The organism is Dolichospermum planctonicum (genome assembly GCF_005402965.1).
Classification (GTDB): domain Bacteria; phylum Cyanobacteriota; class Cyanobacteriia; order Cyanobacteriales; family Nostocaceae; genus Dolichospermum; species Dolichospermum planctonicum.
Genome location: NZ_BJCF01000032.1, coordinates 19137 through 35760, shown reverse-complemented (window position 1 = coordinate 35760; position 16624 = coordinate 19137). Strand labels below are relative to the sequence as shown.

20 protein-coding genes are annotated in these 16624 nt (G+C 38.0%); 16 read left to right on the top strand and 4 right to left on the bottom strand.

What is annotated here, in order from left to right; translation table 11 throughout:
* The first annotated feature begins 929 nt into the window (after nucleotides 1–929).
* Both hetF and FFO06_RS14140 read left to right on the top strand, forming a co-directional pair.
* The gene (gene hetF / locus FFO06_RS14145; protein ID WP_137908604.1) at nucleotides 930–3482 is read left to right on the top strand and encodes a cell division protein HetF; all 2553 of its coding nucleotides are present in this window, start codon (nucleotides 930–932) and stop codon (nucleotides 3480–3482) included.
* Nucleotides 3483–3633: 151 nt separating this feature from the next.
* Complete coding sequence (locus FFO06_RS14140) at nucleotides 3634–3972, top strand: P-II family nitrogen regulator (RefSeq protein ID WP_028084597.1); 339 nt, start codon at nucleotides 3634–3636, stop codon at nucleotides 3970–3972.
* Nucleotides 3973–4203: 231 nt separating this feature from the next.
* On the opposite strand, the gene FFO06_RS14135 is transcribed toward FFO06_RS14140, so the two are convergent.
* Both FFO06_RS14135 and FFO06_RS14130 read right to left on the bottom strand, forming a co-directional pair.
* Entirely contained in the window at nucleotides 4204–5109 is a 906-nt protein-coding gene (locus tag FFO06_RS14135) for an alpha/beta fold hydrolase (protein WP_137908603.1), read from the bottom strand.
* Between the two features lie 11 nt (nucleotides 5110–5120).
* Nucleotides 5121–5609, bottom strand: coding sequence for a HugZ family pyridoxamine 5'-phosphate oxidase (locus tag FFO06_RS14130; RefSeq protein WP_137908619.1), 489 nt, complete (start codon nucleotides 5607–5609; stop codon nucleotides 5121–5123).
* Between the two features lie 167 nt (nucleotides 5610–5776).
* Here FFO06_RS14130 and FFO06_RS14125 point away from each other — a divergent pair, with 167 nt between their 5' ends.
* From FFO06_RS14125 to FFO06_RS14105, 5 genes are all read left to right on the top strand, one after another.
* Complete coding sequence (locus FFO06_RS14125; protein ID WP_137908602.1) at nucleotides 5777–7261, top strand: CIA30 family protein; 1485 nt, start codon at nucleotides 5777–5779, stop codon at nucleotides 7259–7261.
* A 126-nt stretch (nucleotides 7262–7387) separates the two neighbouring features.
* On the top strand, nucleotides 7388–7696 hold the full coding sequence (locus tag FFO06_RS14120; protein ID WP_236097150.1) for a hypothetical protein: 309 nt from the start codon (nucleotides 7388–7390) through the stop codon (nucleotides 7694–7696).
* Nucleotides 7686–8078 (top strand): GFA family protein, encoded by a 393-nt coding sequence (locus tag FFO06_RS14115; RefSeq protein WP_137908600.1) that lies wholly within the window; start codon nucleotides 7686–7688, stop codon nucleotides 8076–8078. The genes FFO06_RS14120 and FFO06_RS14115 overlap by 11 nt, the downstream gene beginning before the upstream one ends.
* A 113-nt stretch (nucleotides 8079–8191) precedes the next feature.
* Nucleotides 8192–8626 carry a CAAD domain-containing protein gene (locus FFO06_RS14110; RefSeq protein WP_306420229.1) on the top strand — a complete coding sequence of 145 codons (435 nt, stop codon included), beginning with the start codon at nucleotides 8192–8194 and terminating at the stop codon, nucleotides 8624–8626.
* 207 nt (nucleotides 8627–8833) lie between these two features.
* Nucleotides 8834–9208: a hypothetical protein gene (locus FFO06_RS14105; RefSeq protein WP_137908598.1), complete on the top strand. Its 375-nt coding sequence runs from the start codon at nucleotides 8834–8836 to the stop codon at nucleotides 9206–9208.
* Here the strand turns inward: FFO06_RS14105 and FFO06_RS14100 are convergent.
* Nucleotides 9205–9813 carry a Uma2 family endonuclease gene (locus FFO06_RS14100; protein WP_137908597.1) on the bottom strand — a complete coding sequence of 203 codons (609 nt, stop codon included), beginning with the start codon at nucleotides 9811–9813 and terminating at the stop codon, nucleotides 9205–9207. The genes FFO06_RS14105 and FFO06_RS14100 overlap by 4 nt on opposite strands.
* Nucleotides 9814–10037: 224 nt before the next feature.
* On the opposite strand from FFO06_RS14100, the gene hemC reads away from it, so the two are divergent.
* The 9 genes from hemC (at nucleotide 10038) to FFO06_RS14055 (ending at nucleotide 16009) form a co-directional block, all read left to right on the top strand.
* Nucleotides 10038–11006, top strand: coding sequence for a hydroxymethylbilane synthase (gene hemC / locus FFO06_RS14095; protein ID WP_137908596.1), 969 nt, complete (start codon nucleotides 10038–10040; stop codon nucleotides 11004–11006).
* Nucleotides 11007–11050: 44 nt separating this feature from the next.
* On the top strand, nucleotides 11051–12466 hold the full coding sequence (gene glgA / locus FFO06_RS14090; protein ID WP_137908595.1) for a glycogen synthase GlgA: 1416 nt from the start codon (nucleotides 11051–11053) through the stop codon (nucleotides 12464–12466).
* Nucleotides 12467–12560: 94 nt separating this feature from the next.
* Nucleotides 12561–12953 carry a deaminase domain-containing protein gene (locus FFO06_RS14085; protein ID WP_137908594.1) on the top strand — a complete coding sequence of 131 codons (393 nt, stop codon included), beginning with the start codon at nucleotides 12561–12563 and terminating at the stop codon, nucleotides 12951–12953.
* Between the two features lie 14 nt (nucleotides 12954–12967).
* Nucleotides 12968–13432 carry an SMI1/KNR4 family protein gene (locus FFO06_RS14080; protein ID WP_236097149.1) on the top strand — a complete coding sequence of 155 codons (465 nt, stop codon included), beginning with the start codon at nucleotides 12968–12970 and terminating at the stop codon, nucleotides 13430–13432.
* Between the two features lie 187 nt (nucleotides 13433–13619).
* On the top strand, nucleotides 13620–13829 hold the full coding sequence (locus FFO06_RS14075) for a type II toxin-antitoxin system HicB family antitoxin (RefSeq protein WP_137908593.1): 210 nt from the start codon (nucleotides 13620–13622) through the stop codon (nucleotides 13827–13829).
* A 73-nt stretch (nucleotides 13830–13902) separates the two neighbouring features.
* On the top strand, nucleotides 13903–14121 hold the full coding sequence (locus FFO06_RS14070) for a type II toxin-antitoxin system HicB family antitoxin (RefSeq protein WP_137908592.1): 219 nt from the start codon (nucleotides 13903–13905) through the stop codon (nucleotides 14119–14121).
* Nucleotides 14118–14339, top strand: a complete 222-nt coding sequence (locus FFO06_RS14065) for a type II toxin-antitoxin system HicA family toxin (RefSeq protein ID WP_137908591.1) — start codon at nucleotides 14118–14120, stop codon at nucleotides 14337–14339. The genes FFO06_RS14070 and FFO06_RS14065 overlap by 4 nt, the downstream gene beginning before the upstream one ends.
* 70 nt (nucleotides 14340–14409) lie before the next feature.
* Nucleotides 14410–15498, top strand: a complete 1089-nt coding sequence (gene aroC / locus FFO06_RS14060; protein ID WP_137908590.1) for a chorismate synthase — start codon at nucleotides 14410–14412, stop codon at nucleotides 15496–15498.
* Between the two features lie 214 nt (nucleotides 15499–15712).
* Nucleotides 15713–16009, top strand: coding sequence for a hypothetical protein (locus FFO06_RS14055; protein WP_137908589.1), 297 nt, complete (start codon nucleotides 15713–15715; stop codon nucleotides 16007–16009).
* 147 nt (nucleotides 16010–16156) lie between these two features.
* Here FFO06_RS14055 and FFO06_RS14050 read toward each other — a convergent pair whose 3' ends face one another.
* Nucleotides 16157–16495, bottom strand: a complete 339-nt coding sequence (locus FFO06_RS14050) for a hypothetical protein (protein WP_028084615.1) — start codon at nucleotides 16493–16495, stop codon at nucleotides 16157–16159.
* Nucleotides 16496–16624: the final 129 nt, after the last annotated feature.

Genomic DNA, 16624 nt, shown 5'->3' with positions numbered 1-16624 from the left:
GCCGGCTAGGGGAAGTTAGTTATCAGGGTGCATCTACTTGTTAACTGTTCTAGGGTGGTGTATGATATTCCGGAAAAAATGATTATATGGTAATGATTGTGTGGTGCTAATCATAAACAAGAAAAAACCCCCAGTGGTGTTAGCCGACTAGGGGAAGTTAGTTATCAGGGTGCATCTACTTGTTAACTGTTCTAGGGTGGTGTATGATGTTCCGGAAAAAATGATTATATGGTAATGTATATGGTAATGATTGTGTGGTGCTAATCATAAACAAGAAAAAACCCCCAGTGGTGTTAGCCGACTAGGGGAAGTTAGTTATCAGGGTGCATCTACTTGTTAACTGTTCTAGGGTGGTGTATGATATTCCGGAAAAAATAATTATATGGTAATGATTGTGTGGTGCTAATCATAAACAAGAAAAAACCCCCAGTGGTGTTAGCCGACTAGGGGAAGTTAGTTATCAGGGTGCATCTACTTGTTAACTGTTCATTGTTTTTAACTTATGATCCGGAAAAAATTACCCAAATATTGCTGTAGGTCTCATACCGAAAAAATTCCTGTGGCTGGTCGCTGGGTAGGGGAGTTAGTTATCAGAATTTCATCTACTAAATAACTGATTTACAAATGTTTACAAACGCTCTTGCTAACCAAGAGCGTTTTTTATTTGCCAGAATTAAAAAAAGAAAACCCCTAGTGAGTTTTAGCCAACTAGGGGAATTGAAGATCAAGGTGCATCTACCAACAAAGAGTTCTCGACCGGGATCAACCAATCCGGATCAACTTTTTGAAGAGAAATAGGCAGAAAACCGTGTTAAAAACTAGATTAGGATCAATGTCTCAACAACGCGCATCTGAAACATTAGAATGGCAAAATACATCTACACCACCCTGCGTGATCAAGATTGTCTAAGTTTTATGGAGCAGAAGTTGTGACCCAGGAATTTCACCTTTCCGCAACACCAGTAGGGCAAAATGACTATCTGGTGCGGACTGAACAAGTAGCATCTGGGGTACCGTTGGCAGAAGAACTGGTACATTGGCCTGTGACTGAGTGGTTAGTGGCCGCCGGATATTTAATGGATGACCCTTTGCAGTTAGTCTTGCAGGGGGAGATGACGACTAAAAAGGCTGTTAACTTGGTGGACTTGGGGCAGGAGTTGTATAACGCGCTATTTCAGGGAACTCTCAGAGATAGTTGGATCACCGCTCAAGGTATTGCCCAAAATCACCAACAGGTGCTGCGGCTAAGATTGGGATTCAAAGATGCCAGATTAGCACGGTTGCCATGGGAAGTGATGCACGCAGGCGATCGCCCTTTAGCCACAGGACCTGATATTACATTTGCGCGTTACCAAAGTGGTATGGCCTCAGTCAATGCCTACTGGTTGCGTGCCTATGGCGAGCGGAAGCTATCGCCCAGCCATTTACAGAATCATAATCTCCCGACACCGGCGGCAGAACGGGGGCTGAAAGTGTTGATGGTGATTTCTTCTCCAAGGGACTTGGTGCAGTTGCATTTACTCAAGCAAGAAGCTATCAATCTGAAAGCAGAACTGCACCGCCAAGCATTAAAATTGGCAGATGGTAATCATCATCTACCGGAAATTGAATTGACTGTTCTTGACGAGCCAGGTAGGGAAGAACTCACCCAAGCTTTAGAACAGGGACATTACGATATTCTCCACTATTCCGGTCATAGCAACTTGGGCGCGAATGGTGGGCAAATTTATCTAGTCAGTAAAAAAACTGGTTTAACAGAAACTCTCAGCGGGGATGATTTAGCTGGGTTACTGATTAATAATCATATTCAAATGGTAGTGTTTAATTCCTGCTTTGGGGCATATCGGGCTAAGGCCGGGACTGGAGAAGACTCAGGAGAGCGGAATTTAACAGAAAGCTTGGTCAAACGGGGAATTAGAAGTGTACTGGCGATGTCAGAACGCATACCTGATGAGGTGGCACTGACGCTGACACAACTATTTTACCGAAACTTAAGTCAGGGCTATGCTTTAGATTTGTGTGTGAGTCGGGTTCGTCAAGGCTTAATTTCTGCTTATGGTTCTCAACAAATGTACTGGGCTTTGCCGATTTTGTACCTCCAGCGAGAATTTGATGGTTGTTTGACACCACAAGTTAATTTATCGGGCTATATGGCTACTTCACGCGGGCTGTCAGAGTTACTAAACGAATATCAGCCGCCTCAGCGGACTAATCATGATCATTATTCCGGTGTAGCAAATAATCCAGAAAGCTTGATGGCTATTGATGATATCCTGAATCCCGATTTGGGAGAGGAGACAACGGGCGTAGATTGGCTTTTGGGAGATACTTGGGGTGATCTTGTAGATGAAATTGAATATGATGACCCCAACTATGATCAGGATTCGGCAATAGTTTCTGATTTGTTTCGTCAGCTTGATAACCGGGCAACTACAAGCGAGGGACAAAGTATGAAAGCGGAACTGATCCAAGGATCTAACGAATTATCGGAAATGCAGGTTTCTGAGGTCGAGGAACATTTAGACTGGGGAAATGTACCGACCTCGATAACACCAACTTCCTTAAATATTCAAAAGCGACAGGTAAATCCCCCTTTATCACAGTCTCCTTTAGCGACCCCAGGTAATCGCTATCACAGATCAAAATCATCATTGCTGTTGGGTCTTTTCGGTGCAAGTGCGATTACCATGATCGTTGGTGTTGCTTGGTGGTGGCATCAACGACAGTCTCAGAAGCTACCCAATATCCCGCCCCTTCCCGGACAAAATATCACCAGTAATCAGTATCCAAGTATTAATTTAGCTAACTCCGCTACAGGGATTGTCACTGCTACAGCTACGGCACAATTGAGTCAAGGCAATTTAAAGGATGGATTGAGTGCTATTCATGAATTATTAAATCGTGGTGCCTTCACGGCTGCGGAAACAGCTTTAAATTTAATTCCTGTTCAGGATACCCAAAATCCATCTGTGAATTTTGTCTGGGGGCGATTAGCTTGGCAGTCTGTACAAACGGGAAATAATAAGTACAGTATTGATGATGCACGCCGTTACTGGGCTAGGGCTGTACAGAATCAGCCGGATTCTATTTTGTATAATAATGCTTTGGGATTTGCCTATTATGCGGAGAATAATCTCAATTATGCTAATGATGCTTGGTTCAAGTCTCTGAGTTTAGCATTAAAACCCCAGCAGAATGGAGGTGGAAATTTTGGACAAACAAAATATCCGGAAATATCTGGAGAACCGGAGGCTTTGACGGCTTATGCTGGGTTAGCTTTGGGGTTATATAAAAGCGCTCAGAGTCAACCCGCTGATAAACGTCAACAATATTTACAGGAAGCGATTAAACTTCGACAAATGGTGATTCAAAATGCACCCGCAGATTTTACTATGGAGAAATTATCACGAAATTGGCTGTGGACCCAACAGGCGATCGCAGATTGGCAAAGCCTGGGACAAACAAAGCTACCGCTTTTGTAATAAAATTGTCGATCATCCCATGAGGATGACAAAAAGTGTGAAATCCAATACATCAATCTCAAGTTAAATAACTAGCGCTATACTTACAGCGTGAGACAAGGAATCTGGTTAGATATATAAACGACGCTATTAGAAGTCAGGAATCAAAAAAATGAAAAAAGTAGAAGCCATTATCCGTCCATTTAAGCTTGATGAAGTGAAAATTGCCTTGGTTAATGCGGGTATTGTGGGGATGACAGTTTCTGAAGTCCGGGGTTTTGGAAGACAAAAGGGTCAAACTGAACGCTATCGAGGTTCGGAATATACTGTAGAGTTTCTCCAAAAACTCAAGGTGGAAATTGTCGTTGAAGATTCCCAAGTTGACACGGTTGTGGATAAAATTATCTCCGCAGCCCGTACTGGTGAAATCGGTGATGGTAAAATTTTTATCTCTCCTATTGAACAAGTTGTACGAATTCGGACAGGAGAAAAAAATACAGAAGCAGTATAAATACTAGATATTGAATACTACGTATCTACAAGAGGTGCGTTGCTGAGTCTGTGAAGATAAAAACAGTCAGCAACGCGCCCTTCAGGAAGTCAAAAATCAAAAGTCAAAAGTCAAAAAGTACAGAAGTTGTATTCTATTTTTACTTTAGAGATCACCCAGAGTAGACGCAAAAGAGTAAAATTGAAGATATTTAATCTTCTAATTCTCACAATGAAATCTTTGTTTTTAAATTTAGATTTTTAATTCTCCAGTTGTGTTGTATTTTTGCAAAATTCCAATTACAACTGCTGGTATTTCTAAATGGGGAATAATTCCTGTATCGAGTATTTCCTCAAAACCTTTAATTACCGCAGGATTTAAACTAGCTAAACGTCTTCCTAATTCAATATTTGTAAATTGTGCTTTTTCACCCCATAAAATGATACTGGGAACTTGAAGTTCCTGAATATATAAGCTCAAATCAAAATAAAGATTCCCCCTTAAAAAGGACAAAGCCGCAAATTTAGCGTTATATTGTTGTGCAGAAGTTAAATAAGCTGATACCATTTCTTGTGTCACTCTTTCTGGTTTAGCAAAAAGAAAACTTTGCAAAAAATTCCTAACTGCAATTTCATTTTCTGCACCCAAAGCATAAATTAGATTATCTACTAAAGGTGTATTAAGCAAAGAAACTGGTAATCTTCGTCCCGCACCTTGTCCAAAATCATCGAACCCCGAAGGACAAACTAAAAACAAAGCTTTGAATAAATGGGGATAAGTAATAGCGAGACGAATAGCAAAAGCCGCAGTTAAAGAAGATGCTATTACAGTTACACTTTGGTGACAAGTTTGATTAATAAACTCAATAATTGTGGTTAAATAATCTTCAATTTGATAATCTCGCACAGGGTGAGCAGATTTTCCCCAGCCAATTAAATCTGGGGCTAAAATTCGATATTTTGCAGCATAAGCTGGGTAAATTTTAGACCATTCATAAGCGGACGCACCACCACCAAAATTATGTAAAAATAACAATGGTGGTAAATCTTGATCTTTTGCATTTTCCCAAGGGGCGCTAATTTGGGTATAGTAAACCATTGTCCCCAAAGATGTATGAATGAACTTACTACCAAAACCCGGAGGTTGAAACTGAATCATAACTATGAAACTCAATCTTTACTAAGGACAAGTTGATTTATATTGTCACTACTAATATTATAAGCAGCACCAAACCCAATTACAAAACGTCCGTTTTTGGGTGTGAGTTGAAAAATCCGAAAATCTGGTAAACTGCGTAATGTGGAAATCAATTCTCCAAAACGAATCTCAAATTTATCAACAATTTGTTGCCATTTTTCAGTTTCTCTCTCTACCAGATTTGCGGTACAATTAAAATTCAAACGCCGACGAGCGAAAATTTGTTTAGTTTTAACTTCGTCTTCAATAAATAAAACACTCACAAAAGGATGATTATGAATATTTTGGGTGTGAGTAGCTAGTCCACTAACATAAATATAGATGTTTTTATCATCGTCTATGACAAAAGGAGCGTAACTAGCGTCAGGAATTCCCTCTTGACTAACTGTACTCATCATAATGCTGATAAATTCTGTGGGAAATTTCTCGTATTCGGCTTGGGCTTTTTTAAGTTGATCGATCATGATTGATAATTATTTATTTTAACGAACCACTCCGGGCACAGAGGACACGGAGGAAAAAATTTATTTGGGGACTTTTATATTATATCAAGAATTTGATATTTTATCTACTATATACACAAAAAGTTGATACAATAAAACTAAAATATGGTGGTTACATAGTATTTATGAATAACAACAACCGTTCACAATGGGATTTATGCAGGTTCATTAAAACTCTCACCTACTTTGAAGTATTTCCGGTTCTGAACTGGATACAAAAACTTTTTCAAGGTGGTTATAAAGATAATCAAAATCTATCAAAAGCAGGAATAAATATGGGTGTAATTCTGGTAGCTGGTGCGACTGGTGGTGTAGGTAAACGAGTTGTGAAAAAATTGGTAGCGCAGGGTTATCATATCCGTTGTTTGGTTCGAGATATTGACAAAGCACGGCCAATTCTCGGTAATGATATTGATTTGGTGATTGGAGATATTACAAAACCAGAAACTTTGACAAATTTAGTTTTGGCTAATATTCAAGCTGTAATTTGTTGTACAGCAGTTCGTGTACAACCAGTGGAAGGAGATACACCAGATAGAGCAAAATATAATCAAGGTGTGAAATTTTATCTACCGGAAATTGTTGGAGATACACCAGAAAATGTTGAATATCAAGGTGTGAAAAATTTAGTTGCAGCAGCAAAAAAATATCTGGTTACTGTTGGTGAGAAACCAATATTTGATTTTACTAAACCATCAGATGAAATCAAAAATGTCTGGGGTGCTTTGGATGATGTTGTTATGGGTGGTGTTAGTTCTAGCAGTTTCCAAATTAGGGAAAATACAGCAGTATTTACAGGTAATGTTTCTACTGCTAATTCTGGGGGTTTTGCTTCAGTAAGAACTAAGAATTTTTCACATTTACTTGATTTGTCAGGTTATCAAGGTGTGAAATTACGGGTGAAAGGTGATGGTCAACGTTATAAAATATTTTTACGCACAGAGTCAACTTGGGACGGAATTGGTTATAGCTATTCTTTTGATACCGTTGCTAATAATTGGCTAGATATTCAGATCCCTTTTACAGATTTGTTCGGTGTATTTCGCGCCAAAGTTGTTAAAGATTGTCCACCAATTGATGTTAGTAAAATTTGTTCTTTACAACTAATGTTGAGTAAGTTTGAATATGATGGTGCTTTAAATCCTAAGTTTAATCCTGGCGTTTTCGCGCTGGAAGTTTCATCAATTCAAGCTTATGGTGGGGAAATTTTACCTCAATTTATATTAATTAGTTCTGCTGGGGTGACTCGTCCCGGAAGACCAGGAATTAATTTAGATGAAGAACCACCCGCAGTCAGATTAAATGACCAATTAGGAGGTATTTTGACCTGGAAATTACGAGGTGAAGAATGTTTGAAAGCTAGTGGAATACCTTATACAATTATCAGACCTTGTGCTTTAACAGAAACAGCGGGAGGAAAGGAATTAATATTTGCACAGGGTGATAATATCAGAGGAAAAGTTAGTCGTGATGATGTTGCGGAAATTTGTGTACAAGCAATTAAAGAACCAAAAGCGAAAAATCTAACTTTTGAAGTTAAGGAAAGCGAAATGGTTGCTAATAATCCAAATTGGCAAAGTCTATTTTCTTCCTTACAAGTTGATCAATAAGACTTTAAATAATTAACAAGTTTGTTGGGTTGGTTTGGTTTGGTTTGATCAACCCAACCTACGGGTTTCATTTAATTAGTTGATAATATTATGTTCAGAAAGTTGTTAATAACTACGGTATGTGTGATGATTGTGTGCAGTGGTGTGTTTTTAAAACCTGCTTTACCACAGCAAGTTGATTTCCGTGTTAATAATTTAGAAAATGATGTTCGGAGTTTACAACTACGCTTACAACAACTTGAGTTAATGGTTAGTAAAAATAATCAATTACCTACTACCAATAATTCTCAAGTTGTACCTCCTAATTTGAAAAAGTATTTATCGCAACAGGAAAAAATGTTAAATAATTTAGCAACTTTAGTGGTTGAATTAAACCAGAAAGTGAATAAATTAACTATTCGAGTTAATCAACGGTCGAACCTTAATGTTAAATAGAGATGAATTTGTTACTTATGAAGGTGGTTGTCACTGTGGTGCTGTGCGATTTCGTGTGTTAGTTAATAATCATCAAGTTGATGATTGTAATTGTTCAATATGTTCTAAAAAAGGATTTTTGCATTTAATTATCCCGCGAGAACAATTTACTTTACTCGCAGGGGAAGATGTATTAAAAACTTACACATTTAATACAGGAGTAGCACAACATAAATTTTGCGGAACTTGTGGTATTCATTCTTTTTATGTTCCCCGTAGTCACCCTGATTGTATTGATGTTAATGTGCGGTGTTTAGATGGTAATGTCATTGACAATTTTCAAATCGTGCCTTTTGATGGTATAAACTGGGAGGAGAATATTCATAACCTTAAGAGAGGTTAAATATCTTATTTTTTATGTTATTTCTTCAGAATTGATGATCTAGCACCTAAACTATGGTATTTTAATGATGTCCATTCACTTTTCACAAATGTTGTAATTTCTAAATAACAAATATGATGGAAAATCAATCACAGCAACCCCAACCAGTAAATTCTCCTTCCCCACAAGATGTTTTGTCTTTTTTAGGTGGAGAAAATCGCAATGTACCAAAAATACCTGATGCTGATAAATCTGTGTCTCAATGGCAGGAAATTCTTAAACAAATTATTGAATTTTTAGAAAAACTGCCAGATTATTTAAGCGGAATTTTTAATAACAATAAAAGAGGGTTAATTAACTTACTCTTAATCTTATCGGCTTTGGTGACAGTTAAGGTAGTAATTGCATTATTAGACGCGGTGAATGATATACCATTACTACAACCAATTTTTGAGTTAATTGGACTATTTTACTCTCTCTGGTTTGCTTTCCGTTATCTCCTTAAATTCGACACCAGACAAGAATTATTTCAGAAATTTAATGCTTTTAAACAACGATCTTTTGGATGAATATTTTATTTTTTTTGATTTCTTGAGTTCCTAAGATGTAGGATAGGCTATAACTAACCTACATTTTATCTCTTGCCTCTTGTCTCTTTAGATAGAGAGTTTTAATAAAAATATTTTTGGTAATTATTCCCGCAGATAGTCTATTTATCCGCTAGAAAATTCTAATCTAGTTCTGGCAATACTCGAAAAGTAAACAGGACTAATTGTATGAATGAAAAGATTACCGCAGATACCTATGATAGAGGCATAATTCCCGCCGAAACAGCCGCACGAATGAAAAGAGAAGGAAAAAATTATAAACACATACCGACGGAGGAGGATCTTGCAAGTGCGTCCACTGATCATCAAACTGATATTAACAGTATTCGCACAACAGATGGTTATACTGTGGATCAAGAAGGTTTGTTGAATAATTATCCAGTTGAACCGGAAATGTATTATCAAGTTCCTGGTGACGCGCGGGAAATAGCCGAACAAGAAAAAGCCGAACGAATACGGGAATTACGAGAAGTTAATGAAGATAAAACAGGTCTATTAACAGAGGATTTTGATAAAAGAGGTAGAGGTCCAGGAATGATTTAATTTACCATTTCTTTGATTTTTTCCCGAAAGGCTATGGCCGCATCTAAAGCATCTTCTGCTATTACATATTCCGCCAAAATTGATAAATCTAAGTTGGGTAATAATTCACTTTTTGCCACCAATTCATAATTTTCATCCCCCAAATGATCAACGGCAAATTGATTTTTTTGAAAAAACCAAACTTCTGCCACAGCTAATCTTTTGTAAACTTCTAATTTATCAATTCCCTCAATGGTGACTACAACTTCAATGGCAAGATCAGGAACTTCTTTTTCTATGCCTATACAGTAGGATTCATCTGGTTCTACTCCTCCTCTTTTCGCTTCTTTACGGAAGGTGGTAGAACCAAGGGGAAAATAGCGAATGCGTTTTTCTTGAAAGTAAATTTCCAGCGAAGATCCAATAATTGTTTTGCGAATTTCATGGCGAAGACTTGGTGACATTAATTCTATGACTCCATCTAAATATGTAACTCTATATTGGAGGCTATCACCCAAATCATTGAGTAAAGCTTCATAATTGTTCCAATTAACACCAGTGATAGTTTGCCGTTCTTCTGGATCTTCGGCTTGTAATAGTTCAGATAATTCTGGAAGTAAAGGCATAGAATTTCCTAAAACCGAATTATTGCTAACTTGATTATATTCTAATTTCTAAATTCCCGACTTCTTTGAGAAGTCGGGGATCTATATTCAAAAATTGTAAATAAATGTAAAGCTACTAGCAAATAAAATCTTTCTGAGAATTAGTTTGATCTAATCCGGTAAGTCACTCCCTGCGGTAGTCTAGATAAATGTTAATTTATCGCCTGGTTTGACAAAATAGTTTTATGACCTCAGTTTCTAGTCCTCCGCGCACTATTCGCATTGGTTCACGTAAAAGCCAATTAGCTCTAGTTCAAACATACTGGGTACAAGCCCAACTCCAGAAAAGCTTTCCCGACATTACTTTTGAAGTTCATACCATGTCTACCCAAGGAGACAAAATCCTCGACGTAGCATTGGCTAAAATTGGCGATAAAGGACTATTTACCAAAGAACTGGAATTGGGCATGATCAATAAAGAGATTGATTTTGCTGTCCATTCTCTCAAAGACCTCCCAACCAATTTACCACCAGGTTTGACACTGGCCGCAATTACAGAGCGGGAAAACCCCGCAGACGCGGTGGTACTGCACGAAAAGCATAAAGGTGAAAAACTTGAGACTTTACGCGCAGGTGCGGTAATTGGCACTTCTTCCCTGCGACGGTTGGCACAATTGCGCCATAAATTCCCCCATTTTACATTTAGGGATATTCGGGGTAATTTGATTACACGCATGGCAAAACTGGATGCTGGTGAATATGATGCTCTAATTTTAGCAGTAGCCGGTTTAGAAAGACTGGAAATGAGCGATCGCATTCATCAAATTCTCTCACCAGAAATCTCCCTCCATGCCGTCGGACAAGGTGCTTTGGGGATAGAATGCCGCGCGGATGATACGGAAGTAATTACCTTACTTAAAGCTATTGAACACCCGCAAACACGCGATCGCTGTTTAGCGGAAAGATCATTTTTACGAGTTTTAGAAGGCGGCTGTCAAGTCCCTATTGGTGTAAATACTGAAATAATTAATGATAAATTAACATTAAAAGGACTTGTCGCCAGCGTTGATGGTCAGAAAATTGTTCAGAATATAGTCACTGGTGCGGCGACTGATGCTGAAAAATTAGGGGCCGAATTAGCCGATATTTTGCGACAACATGGGGCTACAGAAATCTTGGAACAAATCTTTACCGAGATTCAACGAGGCTCATAAGATAATTGACAATTGACAACTGACAACTGATAACTGACAAAAATATGCGAATTTTATTTGTAGCAGCAGAAGCTGCTCCCATTGCCAAAGTTGGTGGCATGGGGGATGTTGTAGGTGCATTACCCAAGTTCTTGAGACAAATGGGTCATGATGTACGGATATTCTTGCCTTATTATGGCTTTGTTCCTGATAAAATGGTCGTTCCTGAAGAACCTATCTGGAAAGGCTCTGCCATGTTTCAGGATTTTTCAGTTTACGAAAGTGTACTCCCTGGAACTGATATTCCTTTGTATTTATTCGGACATCCAGTTTTTCTACCTCGGCGGATTTATGGTGGGGAAGATGAAGATTGGAGATTTACCTTCTTTGCCAATGGTGCGGCGGAATTTTGCTGGAATTATTGGAAACCGGAAATTGTCCACTGTCATGATTGGCACACAGGAATGTTACCCGTGTGGTTAAATCAATCTCCAGATATAACCAGTGTTTTCACCATTCATAACCTGGCTTATCAAGGACCATGGCGGTGGTATTTAGAGAAAATTACTTGGTGTCCCTGGTATATGCAAGGACATAACACCATGGCCGCAGCCGTCCAGTTTGCTGATAAAGTAAATACAGTTTCTCCTACCTATGCTGAACAGATAAAAACCCCTGCCTATGGTGAAGAAATAGAAGGGTTATTATCTTTTATTAGTGGTAAATTATCAGGGATAATCAACGGCATAGATACCGATATTTATGATCCCGCTAATGATAAATACATTCCTCAAAACTTTACCATAGATACCCTTGATCAACGTAAAGCTAATAAAATATCCCTGCAAGAAGAAATGGGTTTAGAAGTTAATTCTAATGCCTTTTTAATTGGTATGGTGACAAGGTTGGTAGAACAAAAAGGCATGGATTTAGTATTACAAATCCTTGACCGATTTATGGCTTATACGGATGCTCAGTTTGTCTTATTGGGAACAGGCGATCGCTATTATGAAACCCAAATGTGGCAACTTGCATCCCGCTATTCTGGACGTATGTCCACTTACCTACTGTATAATGATGCCCTTTCTCGTCGCATTTACGCTGGTACAGATGCCTTCTTAATGCCTAGTCGCTTTGAACCCTGCGGTATCAGTCAAATGATGGCTTTGCGTTACGGTTGTGTTCCTATTGTTCGTCGTACAGGGGGATTAGTTGATACCGTCAGCCACTATGATCCAGTCAACGAAGCAGGTACAGGTTATTGCTTTGACAGGTATGAACCACTAGACCTATTTACTTGTATGATACGCGCTTGGGAAGGTTTCCGTTTCAAACCCCAATGGAGGGAATTACAAAAACGGGGAATGAGTCAAAACTTCAGTTGGTATCAATCTGCTAAAGAGTATGATAAACTCTATCGTTCTATCTATGGTTTACCAGACATAGAACCAGAAGCGGAAATAACAGCAGAAAATGTTTAAGGTGTTGTAGAAAGTTGGAATTTTAAATAATTTTAATGGGGTATTTATCTGGAATGCCCCTTTTTAATACACGATAGTATAGAATTGAAAAAAGATGGATTGGTTAGAGCGCGTCGCAGAAATTCGCAAAATTTGTAACGTGCCAGCACCAGCCCGAAATGTTGCTATTGCTAGAGTATGGGTAGATGAGACGTTTTCTGAGCTATTTGCTTTTAGTGGTAAGCTGTTGCGAGAAGGAGCAGTTGGTTTACCTAATCAACCGATGTTTCAAGCCTTTGATGTTGGTGGACACCGAAGAGACTTAGACTCGGAGTACAAAATATTAGAAGCGATAGCCGAAAAATATACAAATAATAGAGAAGTAAAGGGTAAAATTGAATTATTTACAGAAAGAGAGTCATGTGATTCGTGTGAGTATGTCATGAAGCAATTTAGGCAAACTTTCCCGAACATTCAGCTAAATGTATATCACGGAAACATTGCATAAAGGAGTCGGTAGAAATGTCAATTTGCAATTTACCCGAACAATTTAAGCTTATTTTTAACGAGAATCATCCTTTGTCATGTTCAGATTTGGAAATAATTCAACTTGAACGACAACAAGGTATTAATCTACCCAGCACTTACAAAGACTTTCTCAAGATAATGGGACATGGGGCAGGTAAGTTTTTACGTGGTTCAGATTGCTTTTATCAGCATTTGTCACAAATTCAAGAATGGGCTAAACAACTTTTAGTAGAAAATGATTTTCCTCAGACTTTACCAGAGGATGCTTTTGTATTTTTCATGCACCAGGGATATCAGTTCAGCTTTTTCAGACTTTCAGAAGGTGATAACCCGCCAACTTATTCATATTGTGAAGGACAAGAAGAGGCTTATTTTATCAAAAGTCATGATCAGTTTAGTGACTTTCTATCTGTGGAAATCAATCTTTATTTAAAGTCTTTGATGCTTTTAGCAAGTTAGATATTAGCTAGATAAACAAAATTATGGTTCAAAGTTTTTTTGTCAGAATCAGGATGTCCAGGATTTAAGGATTTCCCGGATGGAAATTTTTATAGTTTTGCAAGCAAGATAGAGGTGAATCTATACTATTATTTATGAATAAATATGATATAATAGCCAATTATTAATCAACAAACGAAACTTACTTATGTCCTATAAAGTTAGTATTGTTATTGAAAAAGATGAACATGAGTATTATGCTTATTGTCCTGAACTTCCTGGGTGTCAATCTGAAGGTGATTCTTTAGAATCAGTACAGGCAAATATCAAGGAAGCTGTTGAATTATATATAGAAACATTATCAGAGTTTGAGAAACAAGCACTTCAGCAAAAAGAAATATTAACTATGATTTCATGATGATTTCATGTTGATAATCCAAAGATATTAGGTTCTACTAGGTTTGTTATTTCATGGAGAAAAAGCTTGAACTATGGTAACAATAAAATCTCAACGGAAAGTGCTGTTATCTCATGGTGAAGATGGGTATTTTGTTGTCGAAGTACCAAGTTTACCTGGTTGTATCAGTCAGGGTAAAACCCGTGAGGAAGCTTTAGCTAATATAGAAGAGGCAATATCTCTCTACATTGAAGTTTTGCAAGATAGGGGTGAACCTATTCCAGACGATACGGTTGAGGTAGTGCTGGTGTGAGTAAATTACCTATTATCTCAGGTTTAGAGTGTGTGAAAGCGCTAGAAAAAATCGGCTTTGTTGTGGATAGACAAAGAGGAAGTCACATTATACTGGTTCGTGAAGAACCAAGAACCACTATATCCGTACCAGATCACAAAGAACTAGATAGAGGTACTTTACGTGGAATTATTCGACAAGCGGGTTTAAGTGTAGATGAATTTATTGAATTATTGTGATGTACTAACAAAGATATTCTGGTGCAACTCCGTGTAAAATACAGATTCCAGTCTGTATTTCCTCAACATCATGGGTAACACTTTTGGTCATCTTTTCCGAATTACGACTTTTGGCGAATCTCACGGCGGCGGTGTGGGCGTTATAATTGATGGTTGTCCCCCACAACTGGAAATTTCCCCAGAGGAAATTCAATTTGAACTCGATAGAAGACGGCCAGGACAAAGTAAAATCACCACCCCCCGCAAAGAAGCAGACACCTGTGAGATATTATCTGGGGTGTTTGAGGGGAAAACGCTGGGAACACCCATAGCTATCTTAGTCAGAAATAAAGATACCCGTTCCCAAGACTACGATGAAATGGCGCAAAAATACCGCCCTTCTCATGCAGATGCTACCTATGATGCTAAATATGGCTTGAGAAATTGGCAAGGTGGCGGAAGGTCGTCAGCCCGTGAGACAATAGGTAGAGTGGCTGCTGGTGCGATCGCTAAAAAGATTTTACATCAAGTTGCAAATGTAGAAGTTATCGCCTATGTCAAGCGCATTAAAGATTTACAAGGCGTAGTAGATACGAATACGGTCACTTTAGCGGATGTAGAAAGCAATATTGTCCGTTGTCCAGATAGAGAAATTGCTAATACCATGATTTCATTAATAGAACAAACCGGTCGAGATGGTAATTCTATTGGTGGTGTGGTTGAATGTGTAGTGCGAAATGTTCCCAAAGGTTTAGGAGAACCAGTTTTTGATAAATTAGAAGCAGATTTAGCAAAAGCAGTCATGTCACTTCCTGCTAGTAAAGGTTTTGAAATCGGTTCAGGTTTTGACGGAACTTTGTTAACAGGTTTTGAACATAACGACGAATTTTATATTGATGAAAATGGGGAAATTAGAACAGTAACTAATCGTTCTGGAGGGATTCAAGGGGGAATTTCTAACGGCGAAAATATCATTATCAGAGTGGCTTTTAAACCAACAGCCACTATTAGAAAAGAACAAAAAACCGTCACAAAAGAAGGTGAAGAAACAGTTTTAGCAGGAAAAGGTAGACATGATCCTTGTGTTTTACCTCGCGCTGTACCTATGGTTGATGCTATGGTGGCCTTAGTTTTATGTGATCATCTCTTACGTCATTATGGACAATGTAAAGTATTGTAATAGATCATAAGAATTTCTTTTGAAAAAGATTCATACCGTTATGCTTGGACTAAAAATTATCTGAAAAAACAGAACAATAAAAAATAACATTCTTGTGGGGTGGGCATCCCTGCCCGCCCCAATATGTAAATTAGGTGGATTTTAGTTTATGATAATATCACAGTGTGGCTTTATCTATATTCTGTGGCTTTATCTATATTCCTATATTGTATCTATGAGATCGAGAATTGAAAATAACATTTTATTTATTCACAAGGAAGATGTACCAGAATTTAAAAAAGGCGGTTCGGTAGTTAGAAATTCCTACTTTTGGGCGTTACGTTCCATTGCTGGTCGTGCTAAACGTTATCATGATTGGGAATACGAATCAGAAGTTTGGCTGGCACTAGAAAGAATGCTTTTATCTTTTACTGAATCAGGATATTTGGGTTATCGAGAAACAATTTTAGAGTTTCCTTTATCACAGGGTGAAATTCCTAATTTGCTGCGAAATGTAGCTACCTGGGAATAATCCATTTTCATCCTTTCAAGGATGTTTTAAAAGGGAGAAACTTTAAATCATATTTTGATTGGATTTTATTCTCACAGGAAAATTCAGATAATACACGGAAATCCAGTAAGTTAAGCTCAAACATGACAATGTTTAAGCTAAAACCCCCTACAATTCAACCAATTTAAAACCCCAAATTTTCAAAACAGTAGTTGCTAATTCTGGATCTATACCATCATAAGCCTCCCATTCCGAATGCGGGTCTTTAGGATGTCCCTCACCCACATGACCTGCAATTTTTATGACCGGGATATTCACTACGTAATCACGTTCCATTCCCTTGGGAATAGCTAATTGGATTCTCCGGCCTACAAATTTCGCCCCGCTGGATTTAGCTACGGTTTCACGAACTAAACAAATATCACCAGCAGTTCCCCAAGTAGTTTGGTAGGTGTACAGAAATGATATATAGCTTTCTGGCTTGATTGATCTTTTGAGAACTTGCATTATTTAATCCTTACTGATTTCGGTTCAAGAATTTCATCTAAATACTACCTGCTATATTATAATTTCCTGCTTTTGATAGAATCACACAAGGGGTTTTATCTATGGAATTACCCCTTGCGAAAATTCCTA

Bases quoted from the DNA above. Each gene is read 5' to 3' on its own strand.
- FFO06_RS14050 (WP_028084615.1), bottom strand. From the start codon at position 16,495: ATGCAAGTTCTCAAAAGATCAATCAAGCCAGAAAGCTATATATCATTT.
- hemC (WP_137908596.1), top strand. From the start codon at position 10,038: ATGACCTCAGTTTCTAGTCCTCCGCGCACTATTCGCATTGGTTCACGT.
- FFO06_RS14125 (WP_137908602.1), top strand. From the start codon at position 5,777: ATGAATAACAACAACCGTTCACAATGGGATTTATGCAGGTTCATTAAA.
- FFO06_RS14105 (WP_137908598.1), top strand. From the start codon at position 8,834: ATGAATGAAAAGATTACCGCAGATACCTATGATAGAGGCATAATTCCC.
- FFO06_RS14075 (WP_137908593.1), top strand. From the start codon at position 13,620: ATGTCCTATAAAGTTAGTATTGTTATTGAAAAAGATGAACATGAGTAT.
- glgA (WP_137908595.1), top strand. From the start codon at position 11,051: ATGCGAATTTTATTTGTAGCAGCAGAAGCTGCTCCCATTGCCAAAGTT.
- FFO06_RS14085 (WP_137908594.1), top strand. From the start codon at position 12,561: ATGGATTGGTTAGAGCGCGTCGCAGAAATTCGCAAAATTTGTAACGTG.
- FFO06_RS14135 (WP_137908603.1), bottom strand. From the start codon at position 5,109: ATGATTCAGTTTCAACCTCCGGGTTTTGGTAGTAAGTTCATTCATACA.
- FFO06_RS14115 (WP_137908600.1), top strand. From the start codon at position 7,686: ATGTTAAATAGAGATGAATTTGTTACTTATGAAGGTGGTTGTCACTGT.
- FFO06_RS14110 (WP_306420229.1), top strand. From the start codon at position 8,192: ATGATGGAAAATCAATCACAGCAACCCCAACCAGTAAATTCTCCTTCC.
- FFO06_RS14140 (WP_028084597.1), top strand. From the start codon at position 3,634: ATGAAAAAAGTAGAAGCCATTATCCGTCCATTTAAGCTTGATGAAGTG.
- FFO06_RS14055 (WP_137908589.1), top strand. From the start codon at position 15,713: ATGAGATCGAGAATTGAAAATAACATTTTATTTATTCACAAGGAAGAT.
- FFO06_RS14100 (WP_137908597.1), bottom strand. From the start codon at position 9,813: ATGCCTTTACTTCCAGAATTATCTGAACTATTACAAGCCGAAGATCCA.
- FFO06_RS14070 (WP_137908592.1), top strand. From the start codon at position 13,903: ATGGTAACAATAAAATCTCAACGGAAAGTGCTGTTATCTCATGGTGAA.
- FFO06_RS14120 (WP_236097150.1), top strand. From the start codon at position 7,388: ATGATTGTGTGCAGTGGTGTGTTTTTAAAACCTGCTTTACCACAGCAA.
- aroC (WP_137908590.1), top strand. From the start codon at position 14,410: ATGGGTAACACTTTTGGTCATCTTTTCCGAATTACGACTTTTGGCGAA.
- FFO06_RS14080 (WP_236097149.1), top strand. From the start codon at position 12,968: ATGTCAATTTGCAATTTACCCGAACAATTTAAGCTTATTTTTAACGAG.